The following is a 12,847-nucleotide window of genomic DNA, read 5'->3' as shown; positions in this document are numbered from 1 at the left end:
TATTTATTTCTTTCAATCAACAGGAGTAGCCTTACTCCAAAGACACTTATGCCGCTCATCAAACAGGTTTCGTGAGAATAGTTCTACCTGCTTGACAAGGGCTTGCTCCATACGACGTAAATGCAAGCTCCACTTAGCACGGCTAAGCAGGTTCCTGCTTGCGTTCACATCCGCATGAAGTCTTTTGCCACATAGCTTGCACTCAAACTCACTCCTTGTCCTTCTGTTGTCTTTGTCCACATATCCACAGTTGCTACATGCTTGTGAACTATAGGCAGGATTTACATACACTACCTCTATGCCATATTCCTCGCTTATGTCTCTTAACTTCCTCCTTATCTCCCCAAGCCCATACCTTATTAGCACCCTCTTTACTGATTTTGGAAAGTTGTTTATTACCCTTTGCAAAAATCCTCTAAGGTCTTCAAGCACAAGTCTTTGTGGCTTGTATAGGTATATCACCCTGTTTATTATCCTTCTGACTTCACTCTTCACATATCCACTTAGCTTGCTTTGAAGTCTTACATACCTCTTGCTTTCTGTTGGCTTTTTACCTGCTCTTTGCATCTCCCTCTGTATTCTGTCTATTCTATCTGCATACTCTTTTACCCTGAGATAAAAGCCTCTACCAAAGAGGTCTCCTCTGTCTGAAACAAAAAGACACTCCATCCCAAAGTCAAGGGCTATATCTCCACTGAAAACTATGTCTTTTCTTTCTATCTCCTTCACAAGTCTTAATGTGCCATCCTCAGATATCTGAACCATGCTTGTTAGCTTTCCACCTCTTTCTTTGAAGTATTCATGAAGTCCTACAGGCAAGTATATGGGCTTTCTCCTTTCATGTGTAGATAGCCTTATCCATAGGTCAAAGGCTTTGGCTTTCTTTGGCTTTTCCAGTAAGGCACATTTACTGTCTAAAAGCATAGAAACACTTCTAAAACTTGGCTTTTTCCAGCTTTTGAGAATATGCTTGAAAACCTTTTTGGCAAGCAGTCTTTCCTCTGTCTCTATCTCATACTCATACTTTTTTCTGTCTTTATCTATCCACAGGGCTTTTTGGAATAAGCCACTCCTTTCTGGAGTTGAGATAAAGGAGAACTCTTTTTGTCTTTTCAGGAAGTGTTGAGCTAAGGACTATCTCTTTGAACCTTTCTTGGACATTGCCAATAAAACTTTCCAGTGTAGGGACTACCACATGGTATTGGATAGTGGACTTGAACCTTTCTGAGAGGGGGCAGTTTAAGTGTTTTTGGACTTGAATAGCCTTATACATAGGGAATATTATAGCTTTTGTGTCTTAAGCCCTTGAGGATATACATTACCATTCTTGTATACAAATGCCAATATTTTCAAAAACTAGTCGCTAAGACTCTTAGGCTTCTTTACGCAGGAGTATAACTCCCATACCCATGGCACTTTTTCTTCCAACTCCGGAAAACTCACCAAACTTAAGCAAGGCATGAACTAACCTTGAGAGCTCCTTGTCATTGACACCAAAGACCACATTTCCCACAAAACCTCTAAGTTTTCCAAAGGAAAGCTCCACTGTCTCAACCCTTATTTTGTGTGCTAAGATGTAAACTTTAGAATAGACCTGATGTAGGAGCTTGTCCTCTTCCAAAGGAAAAGGGTGATGGCTCTTCCATTTTCTGTAGAGACTTCTAAACAATGCGGGTGGGTCTGGAAGGGGATAATCCCAACGACCTCTTCTAAAGGTGGTAGGTTTTATAAAGTCCACCGAGTAATGCTCGTAGGCTTCAAGCTCCAAGAGTTCTTGGTAAGATATGGACTCCTCTTCTCTTAGACCACTTGGCACAACAGGCTGTAGCTCCACATCCTTTAGCCTAAAGCCATTCTTAGAAAGGTAAAGATGACTAACCAACGCTGGAAAAAGCTGGTCTTCCAAAAGAGAAATCCTAAGCAATAAACCCTTCTCTGTAAAGTTCCAACCTCTAAGGCTAAAAGGCTTTTCCTCTCTCTTGTGAACCTTTTCTGCTACCTCTTGTGGAAACAAGGAAAAGACAAAGGCATGCATAAGGTCATTGGAAACCTCTAAGTTTGCCTCAGCCTTAAAGCTAAGAGCCAGTTTAATAGGCATAGTTATATTAGCATTTTACACCAAAGTTTGTTATAATCTTCAAAAGGTAGGTTAGGAAGCCTTTGCTCCCTTGACATCTTGGCAGTTGAATAGGGTTTTTGGTCTCTTGAAGTTAAGGGGGTAGTATTGACTAAAAGGCTTTGACAGCTCTCTGTTTGTTAACTTCCACTATGGCGGTCTTTCCCTTTAGTCTCTCTGTCCTGTGGGTTTTCTCAAAGGTGGTAGGGTAGAGATATGGTGCTTTTCTTGGATTTTTGCCTTTTCTGAGCTTTGTCTTTCGTAGCTTATATTTTAATGCCCTTATGCTTTTATGTTTTGGCATAAAGATGCAATAATGCTTTGATGTTTTGATGACAGATGCCTCAAAGCCTTGTCTCTCAAGGGTTTAAATTTGACAATACCACACTCAACCTTGCAGGACCTGACACTTCTGGCAAACCACCTTCACTTGAGAGGGGTGCTACCCTAAGAAAGTGCTTGATATTTCTTGCTTTTCTTTTTGTGTAGGTTTGAGGTTTTAAGCCCACCGTGAGGGATGGAGACAAGGAAGTTGGAGCTAAAAGAAGAGCTTGCCAAGGAGTTTTAAGCCCACCGTGAGGGATGGAGACCTGGAAGCACAAGCATACATTAAACCCAATGATATAGTGTTTTAAGCCCACCGTGAGGGATGGAGACCTGGCACGCCTAAGCAAGGAGCTAATAAACGCCAAAGTTTTAAGCCCACCGTGAGGGATGGAGACTTTTTTGCTGGGCATATAAACATTACAGCAATGCGAAGTTTTAAGCCCACCGTGAGGGATGGAGACTTCTGGCAGAGCAACATCCTTGTTTACTTCTCTCTTCTGTTTTAAGCCCACCGTGAGGGATGGAGACATAGTAAGATTTGTTGACTTGCCATAAAAAAGGGTTATGTTTTAAGCCCACCGTGAGGGATGGAGACTCAGTTTCAATTGGATAGAATAGTCCGAGTTGCAAGTTATAAAGAGCTTTAAGCGAGGTATAGACAAGGTTTCTATAACTTAGATAGGTCTAAAGGATGCCGGCTTCTTTTAGGGCTTCTTTTACTTCTGGGTTTTTTCTGCGAGTTTTTTGAGAGCCTTTTCAATCTTTTCTTCTCTCTCCTCAAGCTCCTTTGTCTTCCTAATAGCTGGAGCAAGTGCACTTCTCCTATCCCATATCACAAAGCCTATAAGGCTCATCATACCAGCAAACAAAACACCAAAACCCCAGAGCATAATACTTATCATGTCATCTATCCTCTTGTTCGTGTCATCTATCCTTTTATTTATATCATCTATCCTTTTGTTTGTATCATCTATCCTTTGCATTAGAGCTTTAAAACCCTCTTTCTGGTTTTCCTCAAGCCTTATAATCCTATCCCTATCTTCAAGAGTGAAGGAAATTTCCTTGGCTAAGGGATAAGAAAGCAAGAAACTCAGTAGAAGGACAAAAACCAAAGACCTCATGGGTTTAATTATAATGCACGAGGGGTATTTTACCAGATGTCAGAAAACCCAAAAAGGGAAGTTTTATATTACAATGTTAGTGAGGGGAGCTATGGATAAATACAGGTATAGGGTTTTGTTGGCACTTGGGGGTCTTTTTCATGATGTTGGCAAGCTGTTAGACAGAGCGGGGGAAAAGGCAGAAGGTAAGGAAGATTTTGGCTACGCTCATGCGGAGCTGTCTTATAGGTTTATAGAAAGGGTATTAAAAAACAAGCTAAGCCCGAACGATTACCAAATGGTGCTTGACTCTGCCTTTCATCACAAGCCCAAGAACCAAGAGCAAAGGCTATACCAAGGTGCGGACATATACTCAAGCAAAGAAAGAAGTCAAGAACAAGAAGACATCTCCGATAAAGCCATAAAAAGGCTAAAACCTATCTTTTTGGGTCTTGAGGTTGACTTTTTTAACTCACAGTTAGACAAAGACTACTATATAGAACTCAATAAACTTGAGCTAACCAAAGATGTGCTATTTCCAAAGGATGGGACTCCTGAAGAATCAAACAAGCTGTATCAAGACCTCTATACATCTTTTGAAAATGAGCTAAATAAGGTAGACTTTTCCGACCTTCACAAGGCTTTTCTAAAGGTTTATCATCTCTTTTACAAATACTGTTGGTGCGTCCCTGCGTCTACCTATGACAGAGAAAGAGGCACAAAACACTATCCTGATATTTCCCTTTTTGACCACTCAAGGATGGTCTCAGCTATAGCCTGTGCACTTTCCACAAATAAGGAAAGGTTTTTGTTAGTGGATGGTGATATAAGTGGAATTCAAGAATTTCTCTTTTCTCTTAGCAATATAAAGGGTGTGGCAAAGAGGTTAAGGGGTAGGAGCTTTTTCCTTTCGGTGCTTCCTCATCTTGTAGCAAGGGCATTGCTAAAAGAATTGGAATATCCTCTGTGTAATCTTATATACGCAGGAGGGGGGAAGTTTTTGGCACTTTTTGGCTACGAGGAGGGCATAGAAGACAAGCTAAGGAGTTTTGCCAAGAGGGTAGAAGAGGCTCTTATAAGGGAGTTTGGTGGTAAGCTGGGCTTTGTGCTTTCTTGGATTGATACAGACAAGGAGGGTCTTAGTGGTGAGGGCTTTAGAGAAACCATGAAAAGGCTACACGAAAGGGTAAGCCTGCAAAAGAAGAGAAAGTTTAGCCTAACTATGGAAGTTTTTGAAGAGCTTGCTTATGGGCAGGGGGATGGTATGTGTCCCTCTTGCATGTGGGGAATGGTAGAAGAAGGAAAGGAAGTCTGTAAGTGGTGCGAGGTCTTTTTTGAGCTTGGCAACGCTCTCACTAGGGCTAAATATATAGCCTTTGATACGCATATGTGGTTAAATAGGTGGGGTTTTTACCTTGAGGGTATAGGGGGTGTTTATCTGTTAGAAGAGCCAGAGGAGGACCTTGAGGAGGTTTATCTCATAAACCATACGGACTTTCTTGAGAAGGGAGCGGATGGCTTTTTCTTTTTTGCCAACTATGTTCCAAAGAATGAAGAAGGCTCTACCTTGGATTTTGAAACTCTTGCTGAGAGGGCAAAGGGGGACAAAAAGATAGCCTTTGCAAGGGGTGATGTGGACTTTTTGGGTCTCATATTCCAGTCCATAAAGGAGTATTCTCTCTCAAGGCTTGCCACTTTGAGCAGAAGTCTTGACCTCTTCTTTTCTGGATATCTCAACGAGTTCCTCAAGGGCTCTGACATATATACCCTGTATGCGGGTGGAGACGACTTTTTCTTGATAGGACCTTGGGACCAGCTTGTGAAAAAGATTTTGAAGCTAAAGGTGGACTTTGACCGCTATACCGCCTGCAACCCGTTACTAAACTTCTCTGTGGGTTTTCATATAGACAGACCAGAAGTGCCAGTGCGTTTTGCAGGAGAGTTTGCCAGGGAAGAAGAGGATAAAGTAAAATGGGAAAAAACCGAACGTATAGAGAGAGGAGAAAGAAACAAACTTCCACACTTCTCTATTCTGAACGAACTTCTTACTAAAGAGGAGCTGAAGAATAGTTTAGTTAATTCCAGGAAATTGGTAAGATTAATAAAAAAGGGATACGTAGGTAGGTCTGCTTTTTATCGCATATACATGCTAATGAAATACTACAAAGAACAAGAGAAAAACAAATGGTGGAGGTTCTATCCTCTCTTCTATTACCAAGTAAGCAGAAATGTATGGGAAAACGAAAAAGAATTTATAGAAAGCTTTATAGATGAAAACAATGATTACCTTTTGAAGGACAATGCTCTCTTTTTGGCAAAGTATGTAATAATGAAAACGAGGAACATGTCAGAAAATGAGAGGGAACAGGGTTATAAAAATTATATGGAGGTTCACCTATGAGGCAGGGCGGACACGTTAAAGAGAAGAAGATTGATCCGCAGGTAGAAGCCTTTATAAAAAAGCTGAAGGAGTTAGGTGAAGACCTTTCCAAGTTAGGCGATAGAGACATATTTCATCCAGAAGAAGGTTATGCTTCAAAATTGGTGCGACAATTAAAGTTAACAAGCGTTCAGTTAAGAAGGTTTTATATGGAAATAAGGAATATATACGAGAAATATTCCCAAAAACAGCGGGATGAGAAACAGGAAGAAGCAAAGCTTAAATATCATCTATATAAACTCTATGCTATGAATAGTTATCAACTAAATAGAAGAGTTTTTGAGGATGAAAGTTTCAGCGAGTTGGTAAAAGCCATTCTTGACTGTCTTGACAAAAACTTCAATAAAGAAAGCCTACGTAAGGCAACAGACTTTTTCATGGCTATGATAGCTTACTCTAAGAAGTAAAAGGAGGGCTTGCTATGCCTGAGATGGCTGCCTTCAACTTTGTTGGTTCTCTTGTCCTTGAGTATGAATTACAGGCACTGACTGGTTTGCGGATAGGCGGTTCAAAGGAAAACTTTGACATAGGCGGTCTTGACAATCCCGTTATAAAAACCTACATAAGCATACCTAACTTTTACGAGGATGGTTCTGACCTGCCAAAGGGCACACCCTATATACCTGGTTCTTCTCTAAAGGGGAAAATAAGAAGTCTTCTTGAATGGTCTACCGGAAGGGTGGAGGAAATGATAAGAAAGGCTAAGGAGGAGGGAAAGAGGGAAGACGTTGTTAAAACTGCAGGTTCTCCCTGCGACTGTGGGAAATGTAGCATATGCATACTCTTTGGTACTGGAAACGCCAAAACTCTTGAAAATCTTCCTCTCCAAGAGCAACCAGGACCACCAAGGCTTATTTTCTCCGATGCCTATCCAACAAAGAAAACCTTAGAGATGCTACAAAAAGAGTTAGGTGAGGGAATATTTACGGAGATAAAGACAGAAAACCAGATAAACAGGATAAACTCAAGGGCTAATCCCAGAAAGGTGGAAAGAGTGCCTGCGGGTGCGGTCTTTGTGGGTAGGATAGTCCTTAACTTATACAAAGAAGAGGACAAGAACCTTCTCTCTTTGCTTTTGCAAGGCATGAGGATGTTGGAGTATAACTATCTTGGTGGTTATGGTTCAAGGGGTTCTGGAAGGGTAAAGTTTGAAAAACTAAATGTGGAGTTCAAGTCCAAATCCGCTTACCTTGGCAAGGCTGAGCCTAAGAGGATAGAAGGCAAAAAACTTGAGGAAATAAGGGTTGAAGAGCTTCTTGAGCTATGCTCCTAACGCTTCTTTTTAAACCTCTTGGCTTTCTTAAGTCCTTACCGAGCAGTCATACTTTCTTTGGAGTCTTTTGCTGGGGCTTGAGGCTTTTGTATGGAGAAGATAGGCTAAGGAGGTTCTTAGAAGACTACAAGAGCTCTCCACCTGTTATATTTTCCTCTCTCCTTTTCAGAGAAGGAGGAAAGCTATACTTTCCAAAGCCTGCGTCCCTTGGCTTAAAGATAGACCTAAGGAGCTTAGATAATAGGGAATTTTCTGCATACAGAAAGTATAAAAAGCTAAAGTCTTTGAGCTTCGTTTCTGAAGAGGTCCTTAGGGACTTTCTTATGGGGAATGCCATAGACTACGAGAAACTTTTCCAAGAAGAGAAGAGTTTTTTCGCAAAGGCTTTGGTCCCTCATGCCAGCATAAATAGGCTCACAAGCACCACCACAGGAGGAGAACTTTTCTTTGAGAGCATATTTGCCACTGGGGAGTTTTGTCTTTTGGTAAAGATAAACCGTTGGGAATTTGAGGAAAAACCAGAGGAGCTTCTGCCTGCCATATATAACCTCTTGCCTTTGGGTGGCAACAAGTCTACTGGCATGGGGCTTTTTAATGTAAGCCTTTTAAAAACTCCAGAGTGGCTTTCACAGTATACGGAAAAGGCAGGGGACTATTTCTATAGCCTCTCGGACTTTTTCTACTCACAGAATATTGACCTGCAGGAAAGCTACTACGAGGTGGAAGTGAAAAGACCTGCGGTGGAAAACTACTTTGGAAGACATGGAAACCTTTTGTGGAAAAAGCCCATGCCTCTTATAAAGGCTGGTGCGGTTATGAAGGTAAGAGACAGCTCAGGCTACTACGGAAAATTGAAACAGATTTCTCACAACCTTTACCACTATGGATATGCCTTTCCTCTATACTTGAGAGGTGGAAAGCCATGTTAAACTTTAGCTTGGAAGTTCTAAGCCCAGTGCATATAGGAAGTGGAGAAAGGATTACCAAGTGGGAGTATACGATAAAAGATAACTTCCTTGAGGTTTATCCCTATCAACACTTGATAGCTCACCTTTTAGAGAAAAATCCCGCTTTCCTTCAAAACCTTAGAATCTTAATGCAAAACAAAGACTTTAGCCTCTCTATGCTAAAGGAGTTAGGGGTTGATGTGGGAAAGCCTCTCTATAGAATTGAGATAGTTGGTTCTCTAAAGACTAATGAGGTGGAGCTGTTTATAAAGTCTCTTGGCATGCCTTATATACCCGGCAGTGAGTTAAAGGGTGCTCTAAGGACTGCCTATATGGGTGGTCTTTTGCTGGCGGATAAGGAATTGAGAGAGAGTATAAGGCGTAGGCTATGGAAGATTAACAATAAGAGGGAGCTTGAAGATTTTGGCTCAAAGGGTAAGGGCTTTGAAGAAAGCTTTTTTAATCCTGTGGGAAATATGGATGCCAAGTATGACCTTTTTAAGGCTATAGCCTTTCCTGACCTGTTTTTTGAGCTAAGAGACCTATGCGTAGAAGTGCCAAAGATGATAGGTTCAGATAAATCGCTTTACGCTTGCGAATCTATAAAGGTGGGGACAAGGCTGGAGGGTAAACTCCTCATTGAGAGGTCTTTGATTGATAGGATGATACGTGTTGAAAAGTTAAATTACAAGTATTTGGACCTCAGTTGGGACAGGCTCAAAGAGCTTTCTAATAGCTTTTATAGTCTTGTTTTGGACTTGGAGATGGAATTTTTCAGAAATATGCCAGAGGTAAGGACACATCTGCAGGAAGTAAAAAGAAGGATGGAAGAGGGTATTTTGCTACGCATAGGAAAGCACCAGGGTTATCTTAGCACCACCATCATGGCGGTTTTCAAAAGGGAAGACCCTGAGCTTTTTGAAAGGGTTTATGATGCTTCTGTTTCACAAAGTAGAAAAGAAAAGCCAAAGACGAGGAGGATAAGCTCCAAAAACCTCACCTTTGGCTGGGTGCTTATAAAAAGGGTTTAAATCCTTTCCGCTATAGCCCTTGCAAACTCCATAGTAGAGAGTGCTTTAGCTTCTATGCCCATCTTCCTAAAACCGTTGGCTATGTCTGGTGTGCCAAGTTTGTCCTCTATGGCTTTTTTGACCGCCTTGTATATGAGCTCGCTTGCCTCTTTCCATCCAAGATATTCAAGCATCATAGCACCAGAGAGTGTAAGAGATAACGGGTTTGCAATGCCCTTGCCTGCAATATCGTAGGCGGTTCCATGCGTGCTTTCAAAGAGTGCATAGCCGTCGCCTATATTTCCACTGGGAACAAAGCCAGGTCCACCCACCAAAGCGGATGCAAGGTCAGAAATATAGTCCCCGTTTAGGTTCTGTGTGATTATAACATCGTAGGCTTCTGGCTTTAGGACCAACTGCATAAGCATCTGGTCTGTTATAACCTTTACCAATAGGACTTGACCATCCTTTGGCTCTCCTTCTGTTATTACCCTTCCTTCAAACTCTGGCTCCTTTGCCACCTCAAAAGCCCAGTTCATAAAGGCACCTTCTGTAGCCTTCATTATATTGCCCTTACCCACCACCGCTACCACCTTCTTGTTGTTTTCAAGAGCCCACCTTAGAGCCTTTCTCACATGCCTTTTTGTTTTGAATTCGCTCATAGGCTTTACTGTTATTCCACAGTCCTCAGGCAGAGCATATTCAGAAACACCCATCTCCTTTATGAAAAACTCCCTAACCTTTTGTGTATTCTCCGCCTTTGGCATGTATTCTATGCTCATATAAACATCGTCAGAGTTCTCTCTAAAGACCGCCACGTTAACCCTTTCTGGGTTAGGAATGGGTGCAGGTTGCCCAAGCCAGTAAACTGGTCTTATAGCGGAGTAAAAGTCCATAGATTGACGTAGGACCGCATTAAGGGACTTTCCACCCTTGCCTACTGGCGTGCCAAGAGGTCCTTTTATGGAAACTATAGCTTGTTTGAGTATCTCAAGGGTCTCCTCTGGCATGCGTTTACCCGTTTTTTCTTCCGCCTTGTCTCCTGCCAAAAGCTCTACCCAGTATATCTTCCTGCTTCCACCGTAAGCCTTCTCTACCGCAGTGTTTACCACCTCTATCATGGCGGGAGCTATCTCTGGACCAATGCCATCACCCTCAATGTAGGGGATTATGGGGTTTGCTGGAACTTCAAGGCTCTTGTCCTCTTTTAGCCTTATAAACTGCCCCTCTTGGGGTATCCTTGCCTTACCTTCCCATGCGTAAACATTATCCCACTTCATGCCTGCACCTCATGGTTTTTTAATATTCTACCACAGAAAGTATATGATATAAATCATGTTGAAATCCTGTGAATTTTATGTTATATTATCGTTGGTGGTGCGCCGGTTCCCTCGTGCGTCCTTGATGGCATACCTCTTGGGGCCTCGCCCCCTTTTTAATAATTTGATAAATCCACTTGACTTTCACGATAATTTTTGTTATATTAGTGGTAAGTAATAACTTACGGGAGGTTGTTTGATGAGAAGACATATTCTCCTGACTCTTGGGCTTTTTAGCTTTTCTTACGCTCAAAGTCTTCAGCTTGAGGAGGTCAGCGTTACCGCTACGAGGGTGGAAAGAAAAACAGAAGAGGTACCTTCAAGCGTCAAAGTGGTGGGTCAAGAGAAGATAAAGGAAACAAAGATGTTCAACCTACAGGAGGCACTTTCTGGCACACCCGGCGTTTTTATCCAATCAAGAAATCAAGGCTATGATACAAGGCTTATTCTTAGAGGTTCAGGACTTCAGGCTCCTTACGGCGTCAGACAGATAATGATACTTCTTAACGGAGTTCCTATTACAGACCCAGACAGTCTTACAAGGCTTGACTTTGTTGATACGCAGTTGGTAAAGTCTATAGAGGTAAACAAAGGTCCAAATCCCTTATGGGGAGTTAACTCTGCAGGTGGTGTGATAAGCGTCCAGACTATAAGTCCCTTTGAAAGAAAGGGGGGAGTTTTTAAAATAGGCGGCGGTGACTACGGAACCTTTTTCTCCCATATGAATTACACAACAAACTTTAAAAACTTTTACCTTACCCTTTCCGCAAGTAGGAGGCAGACAGACAACAGCTGGAGACCGTGGAATAGGTTCTGGACAAACCAAATAACACTACAACCTGCATACATGTTTTCTGATGGTTCTACTATTGAGTCCTATTTTGGTTATACAAAGGCAAGCCTTCAGCTACCCGGTGCCCTTGTGGTGGACCCCTCAAGGAACATAGACCAGTGGACAACCTTTAAAAACACTGGTGAAGTTCAGCAAACCGCAGACCCGTGGAAGCATATGGGAAGATACTCAGAAATATGGTTTTTCAACACTAAGCTAACAAAAGAAGTGGGAAACCTTGAGTTAAAGCCTGTATTTTGGATAAACCATTGGACACATTATCACCCAGTAACTGGGAGAATAAATGATGCGGACACATGGATATATGGATTGGACTTTCAAGGTAATTACAAAAACCCTCTCGGTGTGCTTACCATGGGCTTTACAATAAGGCACGACGAGCAAAAGACTAAATATTACAAATACGCAGATATCCTTGTGCAGAATAATAGAATAGTTTCAACCCTATCAGATAGGGCTGGTGAGCTTGCTGAAAGGCAGGAACAAAAAACAACGCTGTATGGCTTTTATTTTCAACAATCCTTTAACTTTAATAGGCTTGTCCTTGACGTGGGTGCAAGGTTTGACAGGGTAAAGTTTGACATTTCTGGTTATAAATGGGCTGATTATGACTTTGCCAGTGGAAACTACAGAACCTGTCCAAATCCAGCCATAGAGAACTGCTTTAGCTACTCAAGGGAAAAGACATACAATTCTGTAAGCCCAAAGATAGGTGTCTTATACAAACTTATTGACGGTCTAAACCTATACGCTTCTTATGCATTAGGTTATCAGACACCTACCAGTAGTGAGCTATCTTCGAACCCAAACCTAAAACTTGCCAAGGTGGAAAATTACGAAGTGGGTGCAAAAGTAAGGAAAGGAGTATTAAACCTTGACATGGCTATTTACCTTTCTCCGGTTAAAGATGAGGTTGTGAGATACTTTGAAGATGGACAAACAAGGTTTATAAATGCTGGAAAGACAGAGAGGAAGGGCTTTGAATTGGACTTAAACCTTTCTCCTATAAAAAGCTTAACCTTTGGTGTAGGTTATGGTTATCAGGATTACAAGTTTAAAAGTTTCAACGAGCCAATAAGAGTAGGAAATCAAACAATAAACTTTGACCGTAGCGGGAAGAGGCTTCCATACATTCCTCAGCATTATTACTCAATCTATACCATGTATAAGCACCCTTCGGGCTTTAAGTTTCGTATCCAATCTGATACCTGGGGTAGCTATTACATAGATAACGCCAACTCGGAAAAGTATGAAGGCTATAGCTTTGTCACAAACCTTATGCTTGGTTATGAAAAGGGCAGATGGGATTTTTCTTTCAATGCGGACAACCTCTTTGACAAAAAGTATGCGGTAGAGGTTACTAAAGATGCATCCGCAAACCCAACTACTGCGAGAAAAAGGTATACACCAGCACCACCAAGAACCTTTGTAGTAAGAGTTAGCTATCAATTTTAAGGAGGTG

12 protein-coding genes and 1 CRISPR repeat array are annotated in these 12,847 nt (G+C 41.7%); of the genes, 6 read left to right on the top strand and 6 right to left on the bottom strand.

What is annotated here, in order from left to right; all coding sequences use genetic code 11:
- Nucleotides 1–12: 12 nt before the first annotated feature.
- The 5 genes from G3M65_RS00175 to G3M65_RS00155 form a co-directional block, all read right to left on the bottom strand.
- Nucleotides 13–924 carry an RNA-guided endonuclease InsQ/TnpB family protein gene (locus tag G3M65_RS00175; protein ID WP_173832562.1) on the bottom strand — a complete coding sequence of 304 codons (912 nt, stop codon included), beginning with the start codon at nucleotides 922–924 and terminating at the stop codon, nucleotides 13–15.
- A 112-nt stretch (nucleotides 925–1,036) separates the two neighbouring features.
- Entirely contained in the window at nucleotides 1,037–1,273 is a 237-nt protein-coding gene (locus G3M65_RS00170) for a hypothetical protein (RefSeq protein WP_173832561.1), read from the bottom strand.
- Nucleotides 1,274–1,372: 99 nt separating this feature from the next.
- Nucleotides 1,373–2,098, bottom strand: coding sequence for a CRISPR system precrRNA processing endoribonuclease RAMP protein Cas6 (gene cas6 / locus G3M65_RS00165; RefSeq protein ID WP_173832560.1), 726 nt, complete (start codon nucleotides 2,096–2,098; stop codon nucleotides 1,373–1,375).
- A 130-nt stretch (nucleotides 2,099–2,228) separates the two neighbouring features.
- Nucleotides 2,229–2,420, bottom strand: coding sequence for a hypothetical protein (locus G3M65_RS00160; protein WP_173832559.1), 192 nt, complete (start codon nucleotides 2,418–2,420; stop codon nucleotides 2,229–2,231).
- A gap of 192 nt (nucleotides 2,421–2,612) precedes the next feature.
- Nucleotides 2,613–3,038: a CRISPR direct-repeat array (repeat unit 29 nt; unit sequence GTTTTAAGCCCACCGTGAGGGATGGAGAC).
- 121 nt (nucleotides 3,039–3,159) lie between these two features.
- Nucleotides 3,160–3,564, bottom strand: a complete 405-nt coding sequence (locus G3M65_RS00155) for a hypothetical protein (protein WP_173832535.1) — start codon at nucleotides 3,562–3,564, stop codon at nucleotides 3,160–3,162.
- 91 nt (nucleotides 3,565–3,655) lie between these two features.
- Between G3M65_RS00155 and cas10 the strand changes: the two genes are divergently transcribed.
- From cas10 to csm5, 5 genes are read left to right on the top strand one after another with little or no spacing between them, the layout of a single operon-like run.
- Nucleotides 3,656–5,944, top strand: coding sequence for a type III-A CRISPR-associated protein Cas10/Csm1 (cas10, locus tag G3M65_RS00150; protein ID WP_173832558.1), 2,289 nt, complete (start codon nucleotides 3,656–3,658; stop codon nucleotides 5,942–5,944).
- Nucleotides 5,941–6,390 (top strand): type III-A CRISPR-associated protein Csm2, encoded by a 450-nt coding sequence (csm2, locus tag G3M65_RS00145; RefSeq protein WP_173832557.1) that lies wholly within the window; start codon nucleotides 5,941–5,943, stop codon nucleotides 6,388–6,390. Before cas10 ends, csm2 begins: the two co-directional genes overlap by 4 nt.
- 14 nt (nucleotides 6,391–6,404) lie before the next feature.
- On the top strand, nucleotides 6,405–7,256 hold the full coding sequence (gene csm3 / locus G3M65_RS00140; protein WP_217422975.1) for a type III-A CRISPR-associated RAMP protein Csm3: 852 nt from the start codon (nucleotides 6,405–6,407) through the stop codon (nucleotides 7,254–7,256).
- Complete coding sequence (csm4, locus tag G3M65_RS00135; RefSeq protein ID WP_173832556.1) at nucleotides 7,247–8,185, top strand: type III-A CRISPR-associated RAMP protein Csm4; 939 nt, start codon at nucleotides 7,247–7,249, stop codon at nucleotides 8,183–8,185. Before csm3 ends, csm4 begins: the two co-directional genes overlap by 10 nt.
- Nucleotides 8,179–9,234: a type III-A CRISPR-associated RAMP protein Csm5 gene (gene csm5 / locus G3M65_RS00130; RefSeq protein ID WP_173832555.1), complete on the top strand. Its 1,056-nt coding sequence runs from the start codon at nucleotides 8,179–8,181 to the stop codon at nucleotides 9,232–9,234. The genes csm4 and csm5 overlap by 7 nt, the downstream gene beginning before the upstream one ends.
- Here csm5 and G3M65_RS00125 read toward each other — a convergent pair.
- Nucleotides 9,231–10,493: an NADP-dependent isocitrate dehydrogenase gene (locus G3M65_RS00125; RefSeq protein WP_173832554.1), complete on the bottom strand. Its 1,263-nt coding sequence runs from the start codon at nucleotides 10,491–10,493 to the stop codon at nucleotides 9,231–9,233. The genes csm5 and G3M65_RS00125 overlap by 4 nt on opposite strands.
- Before the next feature lie 238 nt (nucleotides 10,494–10,731).
- On the opposite strand from G3M65_RS00125, the gene G3M65_RS00120 reads away from it, so the two are divergent.
- Nucleotides 10,732–12,840, top strand: a complete 2,109-nt coding sequence (locus tag G3M65_RS00120; RefSeq protein WP_173832553.1) for a TonB-dependent receptor — start codon at nucleotides 10,732–10,734, stop codon at nucleotides 12,838–12,840.
- Nucleotides 12,841–12,847: the final 7 nt, after the last annotated feature.

The sequence above is a fragment of the Hydrogenobacter sp. T-8 genome (assembly GCF_011006175.1).
Classification (GTDB): Bacteria; Aquificota; Aquificia; order Aquificales; family Aquificaceae; genus Pampinifervens; species Pampinifervens florentissimum.
This window is presented reverse-complemented; position numbering and strand designations above follow the sequence as displayed.

Excerpts from the sequence above, each read along its gene's own strand:
- csm4 (WP_173832556.1), top strand. The coding sequence starts at position 7,247 with ATGCTCCTAACGCTTCTTTTTAAACCTCTTGGCTTTCTTAAGTCCTTA.
- G3M65_RS00170 (WP_173832561.1), bottom strand. The coding sequence starts at position 1,273 with ATGTATAAGGCTATTCAAGTCCAAAAACACTTAAACTGCCCCCTCTCA.
- G3M65_RS00120 (WP_173832553.1), top strand. The coding sequence starts at position 10,732 with ATGAGAAGACATATTCTCCTGACTCTTGGGCTTTTTAGCTTTTCTTAC.
- csm2 (WP_173832557.1), top strand. The coding sequence starts at position 5,941 with ATGAGGCAGGGCGGACACGTTAAAGAGAAGAAGATTGATCCGCAGGTA.
- G3M65_RS00175 (WP_173832562.1), bottom strand. The coding sequence starts at position 924 with ATGCTTTTAGACAGTAAATGTGCCTTACTGGAAAAGCCAAAGAAAGCC.
- csm3 (WP_217422975.1), top strand. The coding sequence starts at position 6,405 with ATGCCTGAGATGGCTGCCTTCAACTTTGTTGGTTCTCTTGTCCTTGAG.
- G3M65_RS00125 (WP_173832554.1), bottom strand. The coding sequence starts at position 10,493 with ATGAAGTGGGATAATGTTTACGCATGGGAAGGTAAGGCAAGGATACCC.
- cas10 (WP_173832558.1), top strand. The coding sequence starts at position 3,656 with ATGGATAAATACAGGTATAGGGTTTTGTTGGCACTTGGGGGTCTTTTT.
- G3M65_RS00155 (WP_173832535.1), bottom strand. The coding sequence starts at position 3,564 with ATGAGGTCTTTGGTTTTTGTCCTTCTACTGAGTTTCTTGCTTTCTTAT.
- G3M65_RS00160 (WP_173832559.1), bottom strand. The coding sequence starts at position 2,420 with ATGCCAAAACATAAAAGCATAAGGGCATTAAAATATAAGCTACGAAAG.
- csm5 (WP_173832555.1), top strand. The coding sequence starts at position 8,179 with ATGTTAAACTTTAGCTTGGAAGTTCTAAGCCCAGTGCATATAGGAAGT.
- cas6 (WP_173832560.1), bottom strand. The coding sequence starts at position 2,098 with ATGCCTATTAAACTGGCTCTTAGCTTTAAGGCTGAGGCAAACTTAGAG.